15 protein-coding genes and 1 pseudogene are annotated in these 19,700 nt (G+C 62.6%); 4 read left to right on the top strand and 12 right to left on the bottom strand.

Features of this window, described 5'->3' with window-relative positions; translation table 11 throughout:
• Window positions 1-289 precede the first annotated feature (289 nt).
• From D9R08_RS17950 to D9R08_RS17970, 5 genes and pseudogenes are all read right to left on the bottom strand, one after another.
• A complete protein-coding gene (locus D9R08_RS17950; protein WP_121899512.1) occupies window positions 290-1,339 on the bottom strand; it encodes a glycosyltransferase in 1,050 nt (349 codons plus the stop codon).
• A gap of 76 nt (window positions 1,340-1,415) precedes the next feature.
• Window positions 1,416-2,702, bottom strand: a complete 1,287-nt coding sequence (gene tviB, locus D9R08_RS17955) for a Vi polysaccharide biosynthesis UDP-N-acetylglucosamine C-6 dehydrogenase TviB (protein WP_121899513.1) — start codon at window positions 2,700-2,702, stop codon at window positions 1,416-1,418.
• Window positions 2,692-3,705 (bottom strand): NAD-dependent epimerase/dehydratase family protein, encoded by a 1,014-nt coding sequence (locus D9R08_RS17960; protein WP_121899514.1) that lies wholly within the window; start codon window positions 3,703-3,705, stop codon window positions 2,692-2,694. Before D9R08_RS17960 ends, tviB begins: the two co-directional genes overlap by 11 nt.
• Before the next feature lie 381 nt (window positions 3,706-4,086).
• Window positions 4,087-4,242: pseudogene (locus D9R08_RS17965) on the bottom strand (integrase core domain-containing protein); the annotation flags it as partial.
• A 192-nt stretch (window positions 4,243-4,434) separates the two neighbouring features.
• A complete protein-coding gene (locus D9R08_RS17970) occupies window positions 4,435-6,147 on the bottom strand; it encodes a hypothetical protein (RefSeq protein ID WP_121899515.1) in 1,713 nt (570 codons plus the stop codon).
• A gap of 283 nt (window positions 6,148-6,430) precedes the next feature.
• Here D9R08_RS17970 and D9R08_RS17975 point away from each other — a divergent pair, with 283 nt between their 5' ends.
• Window positions 6,431-6,973 (top strand): AAA family ATPase, encoded by a 543-nt coding sequence (locus tag D9R08_RS17975; RefSeq protein ID WP_121899516.1) that lies wholly within the window; start codon window positions 6,431-6,433, stop codon window positions 6,971-6,973.
• A gap of 268 nt (window positions 6,974-7,241) precedes the next feature.
• Here the strand turns inward: D9R08_RS17975 and D9R08_RS17980 are convergent, their stop codons facing one another.
• The 7 genes from D9R08_RS17980 to D9R08_RS18010 form a co-directional block, all read right to left on the bottom strand.
• Window positions 7,242-7,571 carry a dihydrofolate reductase family protein gene (locus D9R08_RS17980; protein WP_407690619.1) on the bottom strand — a complete coding sequence of 110 codons (330 nt, stop codon included), beginning with the start codon at window positions 7,569-7,571 and terminating at the stop codon, window positions 7,242-7,244.
• Window positions 7,572-7,789: 218 nt separating this feature from the next.
• Window positions 7,790-8,578 carry a DUF2189 domain-containing protein gene (locus D9R08_RS17985; RefSeq protein WP_121899518.1) on the bottom strand — a complete coding sequence of 263 codons (789 nt, stop codon included), beginning with the start codon at window positions 8,576-8,578 and terminating at the stop codon, window positions 7,790-7,792.
• 75 nt (window positions 8,579-8,653) lie between these two features.
• Entirely contained in the window at window positions 8,654-10,039 is a 1,386-nt protein-coding gene (locus D9R08_RS17990) for an amidase (protein ID WP_121899519.1), read from the bottom strand.
• A gap of 91 nt (window positions 10,040-10,130) precedes the next feature.
• On the bottom strand, window positions 10,131-11,255 hold the full coding sequence (gene prfB / locus D9R08_RS17995; protein ID WP_121899520.1) for a peptide chain release factor 2: 1,125 nt from the start codon (window positions 11,253-11,255) through the stop codon (window positions 10,131-10,133).
• A gap of 102 nt (window positions 11,256-11,357) precedes the next feature.
• Window positions 11,358-13,934, bottom strand: coding sequence for a penicillin-binding protein 1A (locus tag D9R08_RS18000; protein ID WP_121899521.1), 2,577 nt, complete (start codon window positions 13,932-13,934; stop codon window positions 11,358-11,360).
• A 150-nt stretch (window positions 13,935-14,084) separates the two neighbouring features.
• On the bottom strand, window positions 14,085-15,302 hold the full coding sequence (locus D9R08_RS18005; RefSeq protein ID WP_121899522.1) for an N-acetylmuramoyl-L-alanine amidase: 1,218 nt from the start codon (window positions 15,300-15,302) through the stop codon (window positions 14,085-14,087).
• 112 nt (window positions 15,303-15,414) lie between these two features.
• Complete coding sequence (locus D9R08_RS18010) at window positions 15,415-16,572, bottom strand: pyridoxal phosphate-dependent aminotransferase (RefSeq protein ID WP_121899523.1); 1,158 nt, start codon at window positions 16,570-16,572, stop codon at window positions 15,415-15,417.
• Window positions 16,573-16,622: 50 nt separating this feature from the next.
• On the opposite strand from D9R08_RS18010, the gene D9R08_RS18015 reads away from it, so the two are divergent.
• The 3 genes from D9R08_RS18015 to D9R08_RS18025 all read left to right on the top strand — a co-directional run bounded on the left by D9R08_RS18015 (window position 16,623) and on the right by D9R08_RS18025 (window position 19,655).
• Entirely contained in the window at window positions 16,623-17,975 is a 1,353-nt protein-coding gene (locus D9R08_RS18015) for a M48 family metalloprotease (protein ID WP_121899524.1), read from the top strand.
• Window positions 17,975-18,733, top strand: a complete 759-nt coding sequence (locus tag D9R08_RS18020) for a DsbA family protein (protein WP_121899525.1) — start codon at window positions 17,975-17,977, stop codon at window positions 18,731-18,733. Before D9R08_RS18015 ends, D9R08_RS18020 begins: the two co-directional genes overlap by 1 nt.
• 133 nt (window positions 18,734-18,866) lie before the next feature.
• Window positions 18,867-19,655, top strand: coding sequence for a Stf0 family sulfotransferase (locus D9R08_RS18025; RefSeq protein WP_121899526.1), 789 nt, complete (start codon window positions 18,867-18,869; stop codon window positions 19,653-19,655).
• Window positions 19,656-19,700 lie beyond the last annotated feature (45 nt).

Consider the following 19,700-nt stretch of genomic DNA (forward strand, 5'->3'; position numbering starts at 1 on the left):
AAATCGCCTGCCGGGCAATGAATGATCTGCGCTTCGCTGAAACGGCTTCTCTTCATCGTCTGTCTCCTCAGTTGGAGAACAGGCTAACCTCAAAGCGAGGACTTTTCAGGGGAGCAGGTCAGAGCGTCTGAACGACGTCTTCGCCGCGGTAGCTGAAGCGCGGATCGGCCGCCGGACAGAGGCGAGAATGGGTATCGACGACGGTCAGGATGCGAAGCTTCTTGCCCAGGTCTTCCTCTCTGCAATCGCTCTCACCGCAATCGTCATTTATTGATTATGAGTCCTGACCTTAAGAATACCCGCCCCGATGAGCACGTATCAGGCGGAAGTAGGAATCAGTAATTCCTTTCTTTGAAAAATGCTTTTCAAGCTTTTTCGTACCGTTCGCGATGAGACGCGCGGTCAGCTCTTGATCTTCCATCAGCCGCTTGATGCCAACCGCCAATGCATCACAGGAAAAGTCAGGCAGCAGGAGTCCAGTCTCGCCATCCTCAATCAGCCATTTGGGACCCGGCGCAGGCGTCGAGATTACCGGTACACCACAGAGCCAAGCTTCTAGCACCACGTTACCCAGAACCTCGTGGGAGGAAGTGACACATACAGCATTGGATTTGGCAACCCAGTCGAGCGGCCTGTTGACCCAACCCGTGATCTGGAGGCGGTCGGCGACATTGAGGTCTTTAGCCAGCGCTTCGAGTTCTGCACGCTGTTCCCCATCGCCTACGAGGCATAGGGCGGTGCCCTCCACTTGTGCCATCGCACGGATCAGCGTTGCGAAACCCTTGAGTTCCACGAACCGCCCCGCTGCGCTAAGTACGAAGCAGCCTTCTGGCAGGTCGAAAGACACAGCGTCCGGGTTGGCCTCCCCCTCGCGTGGGAAGTTCGAGATAATCTCGATCGGGCGGTCCCAGCCCAACTCTTGCAGGCGGGCCTGAACTCCGGGTGTGTTCCCTATCATGCAGTCAGCGCGCTGAAAGTGCTTGATATGGCGTGGGTAGTCCCCAAGCCGAACAAGCCTGGCCGGACCCTCGGCCTTTGGCAGAAGGGTGGCGGCCTTCGGCATCCAGGCAACGACCGCATCGGGTTGCCAATCGCTGACCTGCCGGTCGACCCACCGCTGAAGGAGCGCTCGAACCGGCGCAAGGCGCGGATAGTTGGCCTCCTTCACATTTCCAAGCGCACGAACCTGGTTTGCCCAGCTGCGCCCAGGACGGATCAAGAAGCGCTGTTCGACACCTGCCTCGGCCATGCTCTGGCAGAGCGAAACAAAGAAGCGTTCGGCCCCACCCTCTTTGCCGAAATGAATGTGAAGTATGCGCCTTGGAATGTCATGTGCCATTGACACCTGTTTTCACCCGCCTTTCCATTTTTCGACCACTTTAGAATGAAGCCTATCCTCCGGCAGACCGCATCGCCTATAGGCGGAAATCACTTTCGTCCTCCGGGAAAACACTCTTCAGGTCACAGAACATGTGCTTCTTTCTACCGAGAGCATGCAACGCGGCGGCCCCTCCCGCTCGAAACGCGTCGTGCGCAACAGCTAGAACGACGACATCGTAAGTGCTGTTCTCGGGTTCTGCCACCAACTCGATCCCGTACTCCGCCCTTGCCTCAGCCGCGTCGACCCAGGGGTCATGCACGTCCACCTCGATGTCGAAGTCCGCGAGCTCACGTATGACATCGACCACGCGCGTGTTGCGCAGATCAGGGCAGTTCTCCTTGAAGGCCAGCCCGAGAACCAGCACACGCGCGCCGTCGATCTGGATCCGGCGCTTGAGCATCGCCTTGACCAAGCGACCCGCAACATAGCTCCCCATCCCGTCATTGATCCGGCGCCCGGCGAGGATCACCTGCGGGTGGTATCCCAAAGCCTCGGCCTTGTGCGTCAGGTAATAGGGATCGACTCCGATGCAGTGCCCACCAACAAGACCAGGCCGGAAGGGCAGGAAGTTCCACTTCGTACCCGCGGCACGGAGCACCGCATCCGTGTCGATCTCCATCCGGTTGAAGATGATGGCCAACTCATTGACCAGGGCGATGTTGAGGTCGCGCTGCGTGTTCTCGATGACCTTGGCGGCTTCTGCCACGCGAATGCTTTCGGCCTTGTAAGTGCCGGCCTCGATGATGGAGGCGTATAGCACGTCAACCTTGTCTGCTATCTCTGGCGTGGAACCGGAGGTCACTTTCAGTATGGTGGTGAGACGGTGTTGCTTGTCGCCGGGATTGATCCGCTCAGGGCTGTAGCCGCAGAAGAAATCCTCATTGAAGGTCAGACCGGAGACCCGCTCGAGAACCGGCACGCAATCCTCTTCCGTCGCACCCGGATAGACCGTGCTCTCGTAGATAACGATGTCGCCCCTCTTGAGGGCGCCCCCCACCGTCTCGGAGGCCTTCAAAAGTGGTGTCAGGTCCGGGTGTTTGTGGGCATCGATGGGCGTGGGAACCGTGACGATGAAGACTGTCGCGTCCTTCAGATCCGTTGGGTCGGAGCTAACGGCGAGGTGCCGCGCCTCCGCGAGTTCCTCAGCCTCAACCTCCCGCGTGTGGTCACTGCCCTCGCGGAGCTCCGAGATGCGCCTTTCATTGACGTCAAAGCCAATCACCCGCCGCTTCTTGCCGAACTCCACGGCGAGCGGCAGGCCGACATAGCCCAGCCCGATGACGGCAATCACCGCACCATCAATGCACAAATCACTTCCCATGATACTCCCTGAACCAGTCGACAAAGCGATCAATCCCGTCCCGGAACGGCGTCTGCGGACGGTAGCCCGTCAGGCTTTGCAGAAGGGACGCATCCGCCCAGGTGGCCGGCACGTCACCCATCTGCATCGGCATGTAATTGCGGGTGGCTTTCTTCTCGAGGCTTTCCTCGATCGCGTCGATGAAGTCGAGCAGCCGTACCTTCTCCGAGTTCCCGATATTGACGATCCGAAAGGGCGCAACAGGCGAGAGACTGTCGCCCGGAACGATGTCTTCGTTCGAGGCGGGGCGCTCCGGGACGGCGTCGATCAGGAGGCGAATACCGCGCACCAGATCATCGACGTAGGTGAAGTCGCGATACATGTCGCCGTTATTGTAGATGTCGATCGGGCGGTCATCGAGGATCGCATCAACGAACTTGTAGAGCGCGAGATCAGGCCGGCCCCAGGTCCCGTAGACCGTGAAGAAGCGGAACATCGTCGTCGGCAGGCCCCAGAGATGCGCATAGGCGTGCGCCATGCTCTCATTGGCCTTCTTCGTGGCGGCATAGATCGTGAGCTGCGTGTCCGCCTTCTCGGTCTCCGTGAACGGCATTTCATCATTGGCGCCGTAGACCGATGAGGTCGAGGCCATCAGCAGGTGCCTGACCTCGAGCCGGCGCGCGGCCTCCATGACGTTGAATGTGCCGATTACATTCGCATCGAGATAGGCGCGGGGGTTCTCCAGGCTGTAGCGCACGCCAGCCTGGGCTGCGAGATGTACGATGACATCGGGTTGGAACGCGTCGGCCACGCGGTCGACCGCCTCCTGGTCCTCGAGCATCGCTTCGGTTGCGACGAAGCCGGGCTTTTGCAGGAGCATACCATGGCGGCGACGTTTCAGGCGGACGTCATAGTAATCCGTCATCCCGTCAAACCCATGAACCTCGAATCCTTCATCGAGCAGGAACCGCGCGAGGTGGAAGCCGATGAAGCCGGCGGTTCCCGTGATGAGAACTCGCGTCATGCCGCAATAATCAGATGCTTGCCTGAGCAAGTCACACCACTAACCCTCCACGCTTCGGGCTCAAGAGCACTGGCACTTGAGTCGACCGCTATCCCAATGTTTGTTTACTCCGACGGCCATCAGTACGCGAGAGCAAAAGGCTTCATCCCCTTGCCGCAACATCAACCACACATGACGACATACCAGAGCGCCTCCACCGCAGAAGCGCCGAGGTAGGCAATACCTATTTCCGTCGCACCTGACGCCGACAAAGGAGCAACCCCTAAACTACCGGCTGGTTGGCGTGCCCCCACCTGAGTGGTCCAATTTGATTGTTAGTGCATCGTGGGCTGCACTGCTCCCCAACCTTGGACCGCCGGACGTTGGATTATTCCGACTGTCTCACGATGGCGGGCTGGTGACGCCATCGGGATAATGCATGGCGATCAGGACGTTGTATCCGATCGCGCTGTGGGGTCTGTCCTCGTTGTAGTGCCTGCGCCAAGCATCCACCTTTTCGCGGGCATCCGCAAGGCCCATGAACCAGTGCGCGTTCAAACGATCTAGTTTTCAGGGGGCAGAGCACCTATGGCTCCTTCAACGCCCGCAGTGCCCGTTTACAGACTTGTATGCCTTGCGGCCCTGCAAACCGCATGCCGAACTGGCCCGAACTATCTTTTTGACCGAGCCGCCGCAAAAAGCCGTGCCCTGTCGGATCCGAAAGATCTTCCCACCCTTGCCCCCGACATGTCATTCCGAAAACGAGGCGCGTAATGCGGCCAGAAGCACTTGGTGCTGCTGCATGTCGCGCAAACCCGGATCTGACATCCCAGTTATGGCTTCGTCGGCCAACGCAAACTCGCGATGGCTGAGCAATATCGCTGTGACGTTACTCAGGAAGACATCCTTCGCGGTCCCTTCTTCGATGGCACCAGCCAAGTTCAACGCAGGCTCGGCGCGCCCGGCAGCGATCAACTCCATTGCGAGTCTGCGCAAGAGCTCATGTTGCAGACCCACGTCGGGAATGGCGTCGATTTCGTTTTGTACGATGGCCAGATAGGTTTCGAAGTCCCCTTGCGATCCGTTTACGGCCGCAAATCCAAGGTTGATTATGTGGGCGCGCGCTTGAAGCTCGGAGTTAGTCAATCCTCTGATCCGCATTTCGGCGCCCTGAAAATTGCCCATGCGTGCTTCATATTGAGCCAAGTTGCCAATGGTTTCGTCACTCAACCACACGTGATTGGAGCCATCGACAAGGGCGTAGGCCATTCTGATTGCCTCCTCGCCAAGGACCGTCATACCTGAAAAGTCCGCGACCTCCGCCAGAAGGATGTACCCTTGGGCGCGCATGTCCATGTCGGTCAGTCGTGGCAAGAGATCGAATGCCGTCTGCAACTTGGAATCGTCGATCAGGTTTGAGATCATCAGGCTGAGGTCTTGCGCCTGCCAACCAGGATCCGAGATACGCGCGTTGAGGCTCAGCGCAAGGATCGGATCCCCAGCCCGCGCTGCTGCAAAAGCAAGCTGGCTCCAGCTGTTGTCGAGGCGACCCCGGGCTGCGGGCGTCGCCATGCATTGCCCCTCCAACAAAGCAATTGCCTCGTGAACGATCGGGCGCCATTGGTCCTCAGTAAGACGCCCGGCTCCACGCTCCACGATCATCCCCAACGCAACTGCAAGGTCGGCAGGAAGAGGACTGACATTGCGTGCAGCGGCAACCGCCCAGTCGGCCCTGTCTGCATCCACGGCATTCCGGAGCAGTGAGTCGAACACACAGAAGCGGGCCTCAGGTGAGTCTACAGCCGCCATTGTGGCCAGCGCTTGACTGAAAGCAGCGTCGGCTTGAGCCGTCCCGCCATTCATGCTCAAAGCCGCGGCAACCGCACTCGTCGCAATGGACTGTCGGACCGGGTCGCGGAAATAGGTCAAAATGGACTCGGCATCAGCCACGGAACCATCGTTGATCAAGCCTACGACAAGTGCGTTCAACTGTGTGTTGTATTGCACTTCGTCGTCGGCTGCGCCTTGTTGAATGATCTCCAGCGCGTCTTGTAGCCGTCCACGCGATGCGAGCGCGTCGGCCAGCGCAAGGACGCCCGGAGAACCAAGGCGCTGTTCCAGCCGGTTGGTGTCCTCAAGCTCTTGTAGCGCTGCGTCCAATCCCGCTTCCGCAACGACACTTTCGATATAGTAGCCTCTGGCGGTTGAATAGAACTGGGGGTTTTCAATCTGCAGCAGTAAAGTCTGGCCGCGCTGCGTCCATTCACTAGCTGCGAAGGCCATTATCTCAACGATAGCAAAATCTCGCGTTTCCGTAGGCAGGTCTTCCAATATGTCTTCGGCCAGGTCAGGCCTTTGACCCGCCACCAAGGCCATCACCCTCTGGAGTCTTGCCAATGTCTGGGCGTTCGGGTCGGGCATAGAGTCTTCGTGACGCGCCAGCCCCGTGTTCAGGGTCTCCACACACGCCGACCTTGGCAAAAGAAGACACTCTGAAACGTCGGATTGAGCACCTGCGGGAAGGCCCGGAAGCGTGCAGAGGCCCGCCGCCAAGAAAGCAGGAAACGTTCGTGAAAAATAGGATGTCATGGAAAATCCGATGTCCGTCGCCTGGGCGACAGGGATAGAGTTAATCATCGACACAACTAACACTTCGAGTGTCTCACTCGAACCGGCATCGATGCAGTTTGGCCATGCAGCGTTGCCGGTTCCAAGTGTCGAGCAACCGGTCTAATCGTAAGCGTTCATGTTCGATAGAGCGGTGCATCCCATCGCATTCGCGAGGCTAGGCGTGGCGATACTTCATATCATCGAGGGGCCCGTTGGGGCAGGGAAGACGACCTATGGCGCGACCCTTGGGCGCAAGCTTTCGATGCCACCGCTGGTATTGGACAGATGGATGGCGACGTTGTTCCGGGCCGATCGCCCCGATGCGGATTTTTGGACCTGGTACGTGGAACGAAAAGCACGCTGCATCGAGCAGATCTGGAAAATCTCCAAAGACCTACTCGATTGCGGGCACGATGTGATCGTTGAGCTTGGCCTGCTCAAGAGCGCGCAACGATTTGCTCTCTACCAGCGTGTCGACGTCACTGAACATGGCTACTGCATCCATGTTCTTGAGGCACCCCGCGACGAGAGGCTGCGGCGTATAAAGCAGCGCAACGAGACGCAGGGAGACACCTTCACAATGATCGTTTCAGAGGATCTTTTCGAACTCGCGTCCGACGAATGGGAACCGGTCGGCGCCGCGGAATGCAAGGGGCGCAATGTCCTCTTCGTATCCTGAACCTCCATCGTTGCGCATTCGCGCGTCAGCAGCCGCGAAACATGGCAGGAGGTACGCTTCGATCAGAGAACGCGCATCAGAACTCAGGCGAAGAGATGTTGTAGACTATGCAGGCGCCGAGAACTGTCTTGCGGAGCGGGCGACCACCGGTGATATGTCCTTGCGCCGATAGCCGCCTCGAAAACGCCTATGGTGAAAGCCGTTCCAGGATATGTCCGCTATCATGGGCCTTAACACCAAGGCATTTGAAATTATCGGCGCTTGAGTTTTATCCAAACAACGATACTCCGCCGCCCAACACTATTGGAGAACGTTTTAGCCGCAACTCGTCGATTGCTCCCATTCTCAAGAGCTGTCCTGCCAAATCACTACCGCCACAAAGATAAATGGGTCCTTTTACGGTCATCTTCATTTTGGTAATGATGTCCATATTCAGGTCGCAAACAACCTCGATTTTGCAGTCTGAAGAGCAGACCAGTGTTTTCGAAATCACTTTGGTCTGCATGTGATCATAAGGATTTGCTCCACGTTTCAATCCATACTGATAGCCGAATTTATAAGTGGCCTTACCCATTATGGCGACGCGATACTCCGCCATCCGAGACTGGTAGTCTTCAACCACGGGACCTTCAAAGGCGAATTTTGATACATCCCCGGATGGACCAGCTATATATCCGATCAGCACAACCTTGGCGCCCGTATCTGCCGCATGGGAAAGAACACGTTCCAGCTGCCCCGTCCTATCCTGGCTCTTCATCCGCAACGACGACTGAGGCCTCCGCATAGCGGACGCATACGCGGCACGTGACCTCTCATCTAATCGCGCGAGGTGAGCGCCCGGCGATAGATATGCCACGACGCGTGGCCCAGCATCGGCAGTACCAGAAACAGTCCCATAAGGAACGGCAGCATCGCCACGAATGTCAGCCCGGCGATGATGCCCCCCCACGCCAGCATGACGCCCGGGTTGGTTTTCACCACCGAGAAACTGGTCAGCATCGCGGTCACGAAATCCAGTTCCTTGTCCAGCAGAAGCGGCAGCGCGATCACTGTCAGTGAAAACAGGACAAGCGCGAATATCGCCCCAGCCAAGGTGCCGACGATCAGCATCATCAGCCCTTCCGGCTCCAGCAGATATGCGTAGGACGATGTGACATTGGTCAGCGCCGAGGGGCCCAGAAAAAGCGCAAACAGCATATGCGCGAAAAACGACCAGAACAGGAAATAGACGATGATCACCCAGGAAATCGACGGCAGTTGCCGGTCCTTCTGACGCCAGATCACGCCGAAGATATCGTTTCGCCGCCAGCCTTCGCCCTGCTCCAGACGGCGTGACACCTCGTAAAGCCCGACTGCCAGAAACGGCCCCAGCAGGGGGAAGCCGAGCGTGATCGGTATCGCATACCAAATCTGGTCGGTGACGAAGAGAAATAGATAGATCAGCCAGCCGCCCACCACATAGACATGGGCGAAAAACAGCCCCATGAACGGCGCGGCCAGATAATCCCGCAGCCCCATCTTCAGCGCATAGCCCAGATCGCCCAAGCTCATCCGGTTGACAGCGGGCACTTTCGAGGCGGGGCGCGGCTGGCTTATGTCGCTCATCCCGGATCCTCCCTTGCGAAACTCTAGCGGCAGGGCTTGCCGCGCGCCAAGCCCCTGCCGGGCGGATTTGCCACTTTATGTGTCATCGTCAAGGACCGGCACATGGGTCTGCGGCCATTGCGTTGCCTGATGATAGATTTCGCCAAGCGCCAGCACTGGCCCATCGCCCCCCTTGGACCCGATCAGTTGCACGCCGCCGGGCAGGCCTGCGGCGCCAAAGCCCGCGGGCAGGTTCAGGCAGGGCAACCCCGCCAGACTGACCGGCACCACAACCTCCATCCAGCGGTGATAGGTGTCCATCGCGATGCCCGCGATCTCCCGCGGCCATCTCCACTCCGCCGGAAACGGCCAGCATTGGGTCGATGGCAGCAGCAGCGCATCGACTTGCCCGAACACCTTATCCAGCGTCGACAGCCAGCGCGTCCGGATCGCCGCCGCCGTCTCGATCCGGTCTCCCTCGAGCGCAAGGCCGCGCTCGATTTCCCAGACGGCCTCGGGCTTGAGCAGGGTCCGGCGGGTCGGATCGCGCCAGTCGGCCCCGTATTCCAGCGCCACCGTGAATGACCGCAGATCGGTCCAGCTTTGCCAGAGCGCGCCGGCGTCGAAGGGCGGAGCCAGCGGCTCCACCTCCCAGCCCAGATCGCGCATCGCGGCCATGGCGCCTTCTGCCAGATCCAGCACGCCCTCCTCCATCGGATAGGCGCCGCCCCAGTCTCCAAGCCAGCCGATCCGCGGGGCTTTCCGCGGCGGCGGCCCCGGTTGAAACGCCCCGTCGGTCAGCGTTTCCAAAAGCGCCGAAACATCGGCGACCGAACGGCCCATCGGGCCGCGCGTGCTCAGCCCGTGGGAAAAAATGCTGTCGCCCGGCTCGGACGGTATCAGCCCTGCGGTCGGTCGGAACCCGTAGACATTATTCCAGGCGGCGGGGTTGCGCAGGCTGCCCATCATGTCCGACCCGTCGGCCACCGGGATCAGCCCCGTTGCCAGCGCCGCCGCCGCACCACCCGAAGATCCGCCGGCGCTGCGCGACAGATCATAGGGGTTCCGCGTGACACCGAAAATCGGGTTGAAGGAATGGGACCCAAGCCCGAATTCCGGGACATTGGTCTTGCCGATGATGATCGCGCCCGCATGGCGCAGCCGGGTCACCAGCGCCTCGTCCGCCACGGGCACGCAATCGCGCAACGGGGACCCCCAGGTCGATCGCACGCCCTTGACCCCTACCAGGTCCTTTACCGCGAGCGGCATCCCATGCAACCAACCTGCGCGCGGCATGGCATCGGCCAGCCGCGCCTCCCCCATCAGCGCCTCACGGTCGCGAAGGGACACGATCGCAGTCACGCGGGCGTTCACCGCGTCGATCCGCGCCAGCGTGGCGCGCATCACCTCAACCGCGCTCACCTCTCGCGCCGCTATCCGTCGCGACAGCTCGACCGCATCCACATGCAGAAAATCAGACATTCCGCCCCCTTCATCGGGCCCCAAGGCCGCGCCCGGGGCAATGGCAGACCGGCTCCGTCTGCCCGCCGACCGCGCGCCGTGGCCCGCCCGTCTATTCCGCCCGCGCCTCGGCCCGACTCTTGCCGGAAACATCCATGGCCAGCGTCGCGGCCATGAGCCCGTCCAGATCGCCATCCAGAACCCCGGACGTGTCAGAGGTTTCGTAGCCGGTGCGCAGGTCTTTCACCATCTGATAGGGTTGCAGGACATAGGACCGGATCTGGTTGCCCCAACCCGCATCGCCCTTGGCCTCATGGGCCTCGTTGATGGCCTCGTTCCTGCGGTCCAACTCCATCTGGTAAAGCCGGGATTTCAGGGCCTTCATCGCGATATCGCGGTTCTGGTGCTGCGATTTTTCCGAACTCGTCACCACGATACCGGTGGGAATATGGGTGATCCGCACCGCTGAATCCGTCGTGTTCACATGCTGTCCGCCAGCGCCCGAGGAGCGATAGGTATCCAGCCGGATATCAGCGGGGTTCACCTCGATCTCGATATTGTCGTCGACCACCGGATAGACCCAGACCGAACTGAACGAGGTATGCCGCCGCGCCGCGCTGTCATAGGGTGAAATCCGCACCAGACGATGCACGCCGCTTTCGGATTTCAGCCATCCATAGGCATTGTGGCCGGAAATCTTGTAAACCGCCGAACGTATGCCAGCCTCGTCGCCGGCGGTGGTCGATTGCAGTTCCACCTCGTAGCCGCGTTTCTCGGCCCATCGCACATACATCCGCGCCAGCATCGAGGCCCAGTCGCAGGATTCCGTTCCACCCGCGCCGGCATTGATCTCAAGGAATGTGTCGTTGGCGTCGGCCTCGCCGTCGAGCAGCGCCTCCAGCTCCTTGGCCGCCGCATCCTCCACAAGCGCTGCCAAGGCTGTTTCGGCCTCGGCGACGACCTCGTCATCGCCCTCCTCCTCCCCCATTTCGATCAGGCCGACATTGTCCTCCAGCGCGCCCTTGATCGCCTCATAGGTTCCGATCTTGTCCAGCAGCACCTGCCTGTCGCGCATCAGTTTCTGCGCCGCGGCCTGATCGTTCCACAGATCCGGGTCTTCCACCCGGGCGTTGAACTCCTCAAGCCGGTGCCGGGCCGTTTCCAGCCCCAATCGCTGGCCCAGAAGCTCAAGCGATTTCTGTACTTTTTCGATATGGGATTGGGTCTCGGCCCGCATGGATCAGCCTGCCTCGTGAAGGATCATGTCAGTGTCCAACCGATCTAGACCAGCGGCCCGGCGCCCGCAAGCGGGCGCGGCCCCGGGCAAACTTTCCGCATGTCAGTAAAGCCCGCCCGAACTCAGCGTGCCGAAGCCCGTACCGGTGGGGACCCGCGCGCTGTCGCCGGTTGAGGTGGTGACCGTCCGACCAGTGGTGCCCGCCTCGCCGGCGTCTTCCTCGCCGCGGGCGAACATCGGCAGGTCCGATCCCATCGCGAACCCGCCATCGACAATCGCCAACAACCCGTAGATCGGCTCTTCGCCCTGACGGAACAATTCGGCGACAACGTGGTCGCCCTGCGCGTCGTCGGGCAGGCGCTGGCCCGAAAAACGGTCGATATTGTAGAACACCCCGCCTTCGGGAACGCGGAACGGGCCGCCGCCATATTCCTCGATTGCGGCCTGCATGAACTCGTTGAAGACAGGCCCGCACATCCCCCCGCCCGAGGCCCCGCGGCCAAGCGGGCGCGGCTGGTCATGACCGATGTAACACCCCGCCGCGATATTGGAGGAGAAGCCCACGAACCATACGTCGCGCGCGTCGTTCGTGGTGCCGGTCTTGCCCGCGATCGGCACCGGCAGGTTCACCGTGGAGGACGCCGTGCCGCGCTCCACCACACCGCGCATCATGGAGGTCAGCTGATAGGCCGTGATCGGGTCGATCACCCGTTCACGGTTGGACACGATCCGCGGCGCCACGCCGGGCTCCAGCGAGGCCAGTTCACAATCGGGACACAGCCGCTGATCGTGACGATAGACCGTCCCGCCGAAGCGGTCCTGCACGCGGTCGACCAGCGTCGGCTGCACCCGTTCACCGCCATTGGCGAACATCGCATAGGCCGCCACCATGCGGAACAGCGTGGTCTCCTGGCTGCCAAGCGAATTGGCCAGAAAGGTCTCCGCGTCGTCGTAGACGCCGAACCGTTCGGCATAACGGGCCACGGTTTCCATACCCACATCCTGCGCCAGACGCACGGTCATCAGGTTTCGCGACCGCACGATACCCGTGCGAAGCGGCGCAGGCCCGTAGAACTGGTTCGACGCGTTGGTCGGGCGCCAGATCCCTGCGCCCGTATCCAGTTCGATCGGTGCGTCGATGACGATCGTATTCGGGCTGTAACCGCTGTCCAGCGCGGCGGCGTAGACAAAGGGTTTGAAGCTCGACCCCGGTTGCCGCGTTGCTTGTGTGGCCCGGTTGAAGACCGAGTACTGGTACGAAAACCCGCCCTGCATCGCAAGCACACGGCCCGTGTTCACATCCATCGCCATGAAGCCGCCCTGCACCTCGGGGATCTGGCGCAGCGTCCAGCGGATGAAGCTGCCGTCGCTGTCGCTTGTCATCGCGCGCACATGGATCACATCGCCCACGTCCAGCAGATCCCCGGCAACCCGCGCAGCGTTGCCCCGGTTGCCATCGGCATCCACTGGCCGCGCCCAGGTCACGTCCTCGGCCGGGATGAAATGGCCGTCCTCATCCTCGGGCACATCCTCGATCCCGATCCGCGCACTGCTCTCGCCGACCGACAGAACCACCGCCACATGCCAGCCTTCGATGTCGCGGGCAATATCCGTATCCGCAAGCGCCGCGCGCCAACTCTCTTCATCGGTGCCTTCCAGAAGGGCGGGGTCGATCACCGCCAGCGGTTCCCGCCACAGTCCCTGCGCGCGGTCGTAGCGTTCCAGCCCCCGGCGCAGCGCGACCTCCGCGACCTGTTGCAGGCTTTCATCCATCGTGGCGCGCACCGCATAGCCGCCGGAGAAGAACTCCTCCTCCCCGAACTGCACCGACAATTGCCGGCGGATCTCGTCAGTGAAGTAGTTCCGCGGCGGAACCGTGGCGCGAAACGGCTCGATATGGCCGCCCTGAACGGTTTCCAGGGGCGCGGCCTGCGCCGTCTCCATTTCATCGCGGCTCAGATACCCGTTCTCGAACATCTCGCGCAGCACGTAATTGCGGCGGTTGATCGCCCGGTCGTAGTCACGCACCGGGTGAAAGTTCGATGGCGCCTGCGGCAGTGCCGCCAGATATGCCGCCTGCTCCGGGCGCAGTTCTCCGAGGGAGGCATTGAAATAGGTCTGCGCGGCGGCAGCCACACCATAGGAATTCTGGCCGAGGAAAATCTCGTTGAGATACAGCTCAAGAATGCGATCCTTGCTCAGCGTCTGTTCGATCCGGGCGGCAAGGATTATCTCCTGCACCTTGCGCTCGACCGTCCGCGAGCCGTCCAGAAGGAAGTTCTTCATCACCTGCTGTGTGATGGTCGATGCGCCGCGTACGTCGCGCCCCCGCGACCGCACGGCTTCCACGATGGCGGCGCCGATTGCCCTTGGGTCATATCCGTCATGCTCGTAGAAATTCCGGTCTTCGGCACTCACGAAGGCATGGGCCACCAGATCGGGAACATCCTCGGCCGCCACGAACAGGCGCCGCTCGCGGGCGAACTCGTCAACAATCTCGCCCTCGGCGGAATAGATCCGGCTGATCGTTGCGGGCGTGTAGCGCGCCAGCGTTTCGTGATCGGGCAAATCGCGGCTGTACATATACAGGACCGCGCCAATCGACAGCGCGGCGAACACCAGCCCGATCGTCAACCAACTGAAGATCGCGCCGAAAATGCCAAGAGTGAATCGGATCATGTCGAACCTGTGCCGCCACCTGATGCCTGCTTATAGGGGTCCCGGCGGGCGGGGTCAAAAGCCACAGGCATCTTTCCGCGATCACAAATGCACGGCCCGTTGCCGGGTAGCCCCCATGCCTGTCCCATGATCCATGTGGCGCGCCTTGCTCTATTGCCGCAAGAGCGTGGCCGCCGCCGCATCCTCCACCGCCCAATCCAGAATGGCGTCGCGCATCGTGGCCTGCATCAACGCACGCCAGACCGGATCCAGGAGGTTGGCCAGATCCTCCGGCTCGGACATGAACCCCAGTTCCACCAGGACCGAGGGGATATCCGCGGCTTTCAGCACGGTAAATCCTGCTTCCAGCCGCGGGCGGCTGTGCAGATCGCCCTCGGCTGCCGCGATGCCAGCCACCAGCGCATCGGCCAGCGCATCCGAGCGCGGGTCGGTTTCCAGCCGCGCCAGATCCATCAGAACGCCCGCCACCACATCGTCGCTGCCGCTGAGATCGATCCCGGCCAGCAGATCCGCCCGGTCATGGCGTTCGGCCAGCGCGGCGGAAGCTTCATCGGACGCGGTTCCCGACAGCGTGTAGACCGTCGCACCCGTCGCCCGCCCTTCGGCCAGCGCGTCGGCATGAAGCGAGATGAACAGATCCGCACCTGCAGCGCGGGCGATACTGACCCGAGTGGGCAGTGGCACGAATACATCGCTATCGCGCGTCAGGATCACCTCGAACCGGCCCGACCGCACCAGCGTTTCGCGCAACTCGCGGGCAAAAACCAGCGTCAGATCGGCCTCGTCATGGCCATCGCGCTGCGCGCCGGGGTCCAGCCCGCCATGGCCCGGGTCCAGCACCACGACCAGCATGCCCGCGCCGCTCTGCCGGGGGCGGGCCATTTCGCCCGCAGCCGGCGCGACCAGCGTGGCGACACCGGGCGGCGCGCCGGCGGTCTCCGCGAACGCCTCCGCGCTTGTGGGGTCGAGACGCAGATGGACGGTAGCCGTCCCGTCGGCAGGATCGGTTGCCATCGCGGCCTGGGCCACGGCGAGCGGCCGGGACAATTCCAGCACCATACGCGACCAGCCCGGCTCAAGCGCGCCGCCGGTCTCGACGCCTGCCACCGCGTCGGCGGCATCGAAATCGGCGGACATGCCGTCCCAGGCGACCTCCCGAAAATCCACCACCACGCGGGCCGGGTCATCCAGAGTGAACACCCGAAACGGCACCGCCTGGGTCAGTGCAAGCGCCATTCGGGCGCCGCCGCCGGCCACATCGCTCAGCGAACTGTCGGCGGGCAGAACCCGGGCCAAGGCGCGGAAGTCCTGCGCCAGGGCCGGGATCGCCAGCCAGATCATCAGAAAACTCAAAACTGCTCGGATCATCGGTCTTCCGCCGAAAGAATTTGCCGGAGACTAGCAGAGCCGGCAGCGCGGCCCAAGAGGCATCCTGCATCGGGACGGATCACGAAAACGCCGGTCTGGCGAGATCGTCACCTTATTCGGCGGCGGCCCGCGTCGACATGAAGCCTTTCAGCCGCGCCAGCCCCTCCTCGATGTCCGCCGTGGCACGCGCATAGGAGAAACGGACCGTCCTCTCCCCGCGAACCGGGTCGAAATCCAGCCCCGGCGTCACCGCAACACCGGCCTGCTCCAGTATCTCGGCGCAGAATGCCTGGCTGTCGGTGGTGATCTCCGAGACATCCGCGTAGACGTAGAACGCGCCATCCGCGGGCGCGACCCTGTCGAAACCGGCCGCGGCGAGTCCCTCCAGCATCAGCGCCCGGTTCGCGGCATAGACCGCGCGATGGCCATCCAGCTCGGCCCGGCCTTCGGGGCTGAGCGCGCCAAGTGCTGCGACCTGCGCCGCATGAGGCGGACAGATGAACATGTTCTGCGCCAGCCGTTCGATCAGCCGCACATGATCCGGCGGCACCACCATCCAGCCGAGACGCCAGCCGGTCATCGAGAAATACTTGGAGAAGGAGTTGACGACATAGACCTCGTCGGTGAGTTCCAGTGCCGAAATCGCGCGCCCGTTATATTGCAGACCGTGATAAATCTCGTCCGAGATCAGCGAGATCCCTCGCTCCGCGCAGGACCCGGCAAGAGCGCCCATGGCCGTCTTGTCCAGCATGGTGCCGGTCGGGTTGGCGGGGGAGGCCACGATCAGCCCGGCCAGATCGCCGGACATTTGCCGCGGCAGGGGCTGGTAGCGGCTGGCCAGATCCGTCTGCAGCCCCACGGGCACAAGGCTGAGCGCGCGCAGGATCTGCCGGTAGGACGGGTAGCACGGCTCACCCAGAGCCACCTTGTCGCCCGCATCGAACAGCGCCGAGAAGGCCAGAAGAAACGCGCCCGAGGCGCCCGCGGTGATCACCACCCGCGCCGGATCCAGATCGAGGTCGTACCATTCACCGTAAAGCGCGGCGATGGCCTCACGCAGATCGGGGCGGCCGAGGGCGACCGTGTAGCCAAGCGGCCCGGCCTCCATCTCGGCGACCAGGCGCTCCCGCGCGGCTCGTGGCGCGCCGGAGCCCGGCTGCCCCACCTCCATGTGGATGATATGGCGACCGGCCTCTTCGGCGGCACGGGCGGCCTCCATCACGTCCATCACGATGAAGGGATCAACCTCGGCCCGGCTTGAATGTCGCATGAAAGCCTCCCTATGATGACGCGTTGAAGCAGGCCCCATGGGAGACGTCAATGCCCCGCCGCCGCCCGTTTACGACGCTGATCGCAGCGCTGGCCCTTTTGCTGAGCGCATGGGCCGCCGAGGCGCGTTCGATCATTCGCGACGCAGAGATCGAACGCGGCCTGCAGGAACTGGCGGCGCCCATCCTGCGCGCCGCGGGTCTGCCGACCTCCACCCGGATCATCGTGGTGAACGACCGGACGCTGAACGCCTTCGTGGCCGATGCCCGGCATATCTTCATTCATTCCGGTCTGTTGATGCGGATGGAGGACCCGGCAGAGTTGCAGGCCGTGCTCGCCCATGAGGCGGCCCATATCGCCAATGGCCATCTGACCCGACGCCCAGCCAATGCCCGCAGCGCGCAAAGCGCCGCACGCATGGGCCTGCTTCTGGCGCTGGCGGCGGGGGCTGCATCGGACAATGGCCGCCTGGGCGCCGGGATCGCGATCGGAACCGGCTCCACCGCCGCGCGCCTTTTTTTCGCCCATACCCGCGCCGAGGAGGCCAGTGCCGACCAGGCCGGGCTGCGCTACATGGTTCAGGCCGGGATCGACCCCGCCGCGATGCTGGAGGTGTTGGAAATCTTTCGCGGTCAGGAGGCCCTGTCGGCCGGGCGTCAGGACCCTTATGTCCGCACCCACCCGCTGACCCGCGATCGCGTGCGCAGTGTCGAGGCCTTTGTCAACGGGCGCTCCGGCAGCGCGGCGGGCGCCGAAAGCAGCGCCGAGGCACAGTACTGGTTCGCCCGGACCCGCGCCAAGCTCGGCGGCTTCCTCAATGCCCCGCGCCAGACGCTCCGGCAGGCGGGCCGCACCGATCAGGGCGAGATCGCGACGCTGGCGCGCGCCATCGCGCATCACCAGAACGCCGATGCCGCGCGGGCCATATCCGAGGTCGGGCGGCTGTTACAGATGCGCCCGAATGATCCGTATTATCAGGAGCTTCAGGGGCAGATCCTGTTTGAATCGCGCAATTTCGCGCAGGCCGTGCAGGCCTATGCCCGCGCCGTGCAACTGGCCCCTCGGGAGCCGCTCATTCTGGCGGGCTACGGGCGCGCGCTTCTGGCCGCGGACACATCCTCCGGCAATGCCCGCGCCCGCGAGGTGCTGGAACAGGCCTATGCCCGCGATCCGTTCGACCCGCGCATGCTACGCGATCTGGCTCTGGCCTATGCCCGCGCCGGCAACAATGGCATGGCCTCGGTCGTGACGGCGGAGCGCTACGCGATCCTGGGCCGGATGGAAGACGCCGAGATTCACGCCAACCGCGCCAGCGGTCTGCTGCCCAACGGATCGGGCGGGTGGCTTCGCGCGCAAGATGTGTTACGGGTGGCCGAAGCCGCCCAAAGCCGGAGAAATCGCTGATGAAATCGTTTTTTGCCGCCGCCCTGACCGGATTGATGCTGATCCTGAGCGGCCCTGCCCTCGCCGTCGATCTGGACGCCCTGACCGATACGGAGCGCGCGGCCTTCCGGGCGGAAGTCCGGGCCTATCTGCTCGATAATCCCGAAGTGCTGATGGAGGCGATCGGGGTTCTGGAACAGCGCCAGGCCGCCGCCGAGGCGGCGCAGGACATGGACCTCGTGGCGGCCAATGCGGAGGCACTCTTCAACTCCGAAACCTCCTGGGAAGGGGGCAACCCCGAGGGCGATCTCGTGCTGGTGGAGTTTCTCGATTACCGCTGCGGCTTCTGCCGGCGAGCCTTTCCCGAGGTGGAGCGACTGCTTGAAAGCGATGGTAATATCCGCTTCGTGATCAAGGAGTTCCCGATACTGGGCGAGCAGTCCACGCTTGCCTCCCGCTTCGCGCTCTCGACACGGATCATCGAGGGGGACGCGGCCTACAAGGATCTTCACGATGCGATGATGGTGATGCGCGCGGAGGTGTCCGAAGAGAGCCTGAGCCGGATTGCCACCGAGCTTGGCTTCGACGCGGAGGCGATTCTGGCCGGCATCGATGTCCCGGAGATCGACCGGGTTCTGGAAGAGAATTATGCCTTGGCGCAGCGTTTGCAGATCAGCGGAACACCCAGTTTCGTGATGGGCGACCAGTTGCTGCGCGGCTACCTGCCCTATGAGGCGATGGCGGAACTGGCGGAGCAGGTGCGGGCCGAAGCGAACTGAGCTTTGCCCCCCGCCCAGGGTGCGTTGCAGGAAAGCCGCGTTAGCGCCGGTTTGCCTGTCGCGCCGTCGTCACAAAGCCGGGATACCTGCCTGTGCAGGCGCAACCGGGGTGGCCGGCACCGAAGGGTGAACGATGGCTGAATTCGCATCCTATGTCATCTGCACGTCCCCGCGAAGCGGCAGCACGCTACTTTGCCAGCTACTGGCTGCAACCGGTGTATCGGGCAAGCCCGACTCCTATTTTCACAAACCGTCCGTGGCGGATTGGGCCAGTGCCCTTGGCCTGTCGCCCGCCGCGTCCGCCCCGGAAAAGGACGTGCTTGCCGATATAGTGCAGGCCGCGCTTGCAAAGGGTCGGCGCGAGACCGGGATCTTCGGGCTCAGGCTGCAACGACACAGCTTCGATTTTTTCGCCCGGAAACTGGCGGTGCTTTACCCTGAGCCGGCAACTGATTTGCAGCGTTTCGAAATGGCGTTCGGTCGCACCGCCTTCATTCACCTGACCCGGCTGGACAAGGTCGAGCAGGCTGTGTCTTACGCGATGGCCAATCAGACGGGCCTGTGGCATCGGGCGTCCGACGGCACGGAGCTTGAGCGCGTCTCTCCGCCGCGCGCGCCGGTCTATGATAGCCGCGAGATCCGGGAGCATCACGATCGCTTCCTCGCCTATGATCGCGAGTGGACCCGCTGGTTCGACACCGAAGGCATTGAACCGCAACGGATCACGTATGAAACGCTTGCAGCCGACCCGGCCGGGACATTGCGCGGCCTGTTGGCCGAGCTTGGCGTGAGCCAGGAGGCCGCAGCCGGCGTGACGCCGACGGTCGCCAAGCTGGCTGACCGGACCAATCGCGATTGGGCAACGCGCTTTCGGGCCGACCTGCGACCAGCCGCCCCGGAAGTGGAGCCCCACCGGCGCTGACACGTGCGCAGGACAAGCGGCAGCCGCGGCACAAAAGAGGCGGGC

The sequence above is a fragment of the Rhodophyticola porphyridii genome, from assembly GCF_003688285.1.
Lineage (GTDB): Bacteria > Pseudomonadota > Alphaproteobacteria > Rhodobacterales > Rhodobacteraceae > Rhodophyticola > Rhodophyticola porphyridii.

Coding starts and splice junctions, on each gene's coding strand:
- D9R08_RS17950 (WP_121899512.1), bottom strand. CDS start 1,339: ATGGCACATGACATTCCAAGGCGCATACTTCACATTCATTTCGGCAAA.
- tviB (WP_121899513.1), bottom strand. CDS start 2,702: ATGGGAAGTGATTTGTGCATTGATGGTGCGGTGATTGCCGTCATCGGG.
- D9R08_RS17960 (WP_121899514.1), bottom strand. CDS start 3,705: ATGACGCGAGTTCTCATCACGGGAACCGCCGGCTTCATCGGCTTCCAC.
- D9R08_RS17975 (WP_121899516.1), top strand. CDS start 6,431: ATGTTCGATAGAGCGGTGCATCCCATCGCATTCGCGAGGCTAGGCGTG.
- D9R08_RS17980 (WP_407690619.1), bottom strand. CDS start 7,571: ATGGCGGAGTATCGCGTCGCCATAATGGGTAAGGCCACTTATAAATTC.
- D9R08_RS17985 (WP_121899518.1), bottom strand. CDS start 8,578: ATGAGCGACATAAGCCAGCCGCGCCCCGCCTCGAAAGTGCCCGCTGTC.
- D9R08_RS17990 (WP_121899519.1), bottom strand. CDS start 10,039: ATGTCTGATTTTCTGCATGTGGATGCGGTCGAGCTGTCGCGACGGATA.
- prfB (WP_121899520.1), bottom strand. CDS start 11,255: ATGCGGGCCGAGACCCAATCCCATATCGAAAAAGTACAGAAATCGCTT.
- D9R08_RS18000 (WP_121899521.1), bottom strand. CDS start 13,934: ATGATCCGATTCACTCTTGGCATTTTCGGCGCGATCTTCAGTTGGTTG.
- D9R08_RS18005 (WP_121899522.1), bottom strand. CDS start 15,302: ATGATCCGAGCAGTTTTGAGTTTTCTGATGATCTGGCTGGCGATCCCG.
- D9R08_RS18010 (WP_121899523.1), bottom strand. CDS start 16,572: ATGCGACATTCAAGCCGGGCCGAGGTTGATCCCTTCATCGTGATGGAC.
- D9R08_RS18015 (WP_121899524.1), top strand. CDS start 16,623: ATGCCCCGCCGCCGCCCGTTTACGACGCTGATCGCAGCGCTGGCCCTT.
- D9R08_RS18020 (WP_121899525.1), top strand. CDS start 17,975: ATGAAATCGTTTTTTGCCGCCGCCCTGACCGGATTGATGCTGATCCTG.
- D9R08_RS18025 (WP_121899526.1), top strand. CDS start 18,867: ATGGCTGAATTCGCATCCTATGTCATCTGCACGTCCCCGCGAAGCGGC.